This window comes from Pseudochrobactrum sp. AO18b, from assembly GCF_000409565.1.
Taxonomy (GTDB): Bacteria; Pseudomonadota; Alphaproteobacteria; order Rhizobiales; family Rhizobiaceae; genus Pseudochrobactrum; species Pseudochrobactrum saccharolyticum.
Genome location: NZ_ANNO01000319.1, coordinates 1 through 1521, shown reverse-complemented (window position 1 = coordinate 1521; position 1521 = coordinate 1). Strand labels below are relative to the sequence as shown.

The 1521-nt window shown below is 50.5% G+C and carries 2 protein-coding genes; one reads left to right on the top strand and one right to left on the bottom strand.

The window, feature by feature from the left end; genetic code table 11:
- Nucleotides 1-29: 29 nt before the first annotated feature.
- On the bottom strand, nucleotides 30-884 hold the full coding sequence (locus tag A918_RS22460) for a hypothetical protein (RefSeq protein WP_022711436.1): 855 nt from the start codon (nucleotides 882-884) through the stop codon (nucleotides 30-32).
- A gap of 311 nt (nucleotides 885-1195) precedes the next feature.
- Here A918_RS22460 and sufA point away from each other — a divergent pair.
- Nucleotides 1196-1521, top strand: a 326-nt coding sequence (gene sufA, locus A918_RS20390; protein ID WP_022711435.1) for a Fe-S cluster assembly scaffold SufA, incomplete at its 3' end; no start/stop codon positions are given.

Genomic DNA, 1521 nt, shown 5'->3' with positions numbered 1-1521 from the left:
GGCTTTCCTACAGGTGATCGACAGAGGAGTTACGGAGCACCGCATTCTTCCGGCACGCTTTTTTCAAGCGGCAGCGGTGATTTTGACAGCGTGCCTGCCATGATTGCCATTGGCTTGAATGGTGGCACTGCCTGCATGGCAGGATTGCTCATGCTGATCGTGTAGCAGCCGGTATAAACCTGCGACTTACCTTCAGCGAGTTTGGATTCGATAGCAATCGGCACAGACCAATAGATCTGACCGGCACCCGGATCAGGTTCGCTGCTGCCGAGCTTGATGCTTACAGATTCAGTGCCGGCATAGCCCTTGGCATATTTCTCAAAATCATCGCCTTGCTGGCCTTCAGCATAATAGCTGTAGGCACGCACATATTCTTTGCGGTTAATGGCGTTGTAATAGGATTCCAGCAATTTCTGCGGTGTGCTGCGGTCATCCACATAATCGGGCAGAACCAAACCCTCAGCCACTTCTTTTGTGGCTTCAGGTGCCGGAGCTTCGGGCTTGTCTGTGGCTTCTGTGGATTTTTTAGCGTCCGGCTTATCTGCAGGCACAGCATCTTCTTTCGGCTTTTCAGCTTCAGTTTTCTCCGCTTTCGCTTTCTCTACCTTGGCTTTTTCTTCCTCAGAATCTTTAGCTGCTGCTTCACCGGCCTTTTTCAGAGCATCGGGCTTTACCTTTTGCTGTGCTGCAGGCTTGTCTTTGGTTTCAGCTGTTCCTGCCGCCTTGGCATGAATCGCACTGCCGGTCAGCAAAGCTGCACCGATAATCGTGGTTCCAAGCAGTCGCATGATCGTAAGGCGCTGTTGCTGAGCGCGACCCTGTGTGATGGCCAATGCAACGGGACGATGCGATGCGGGGTTATGACGGCTCTGCTGAATACCCATTAAAATCTCCGCTTAGCTGAGGCAAAGAACCTGAGATGCTCTTTTATTCGCAAAAGACTGCAAACAGATCATGGCAATTTTACGCGTTTTGCGAATTATTCATTTTATTCTTATGCGCTGTAAAGAACAGAAAATCTTGCTTTAAATGCAGGATCAGAGCGTTGCTTTACTTGCAGTCAGGACTGTGTGAGACTAGATAGAGTATCAGAGGTAAACCGGACAATCGGGGCTTAGTGCAGGATTTCAGGTTGGCCTCGCAAGTTGAAACTACATGGCCTTGAACCATGTAACAGATACAAGTGAGAAATTTTATGGGACGTTTTTCCATCATGACCCTGACTGACGCAGCAGCGGAACGCGTGCGCGAAATTCAGGCCTCTCATGAGGATGCTCTGGGTATCCGCGTGGGAGTGAAAAAGGGCGGCTGCGCCGGTATGGAATATACGATTGCGTTGGCTGAAGAAGCCAAAGCCGGTGATGACCTCATCGAGCATGAAGGTGCAAAAGTCTATGTGGCGCCGGAAGCTGCATTGTTCCTGCTCGGCACGCAGATGGATTTTGAAGTGACAACTCTGCGCACAGGTTTTGTTTTCAATAACCCGAACCAGACATCGGCCTGTGGCTGCGGTGAATCCGT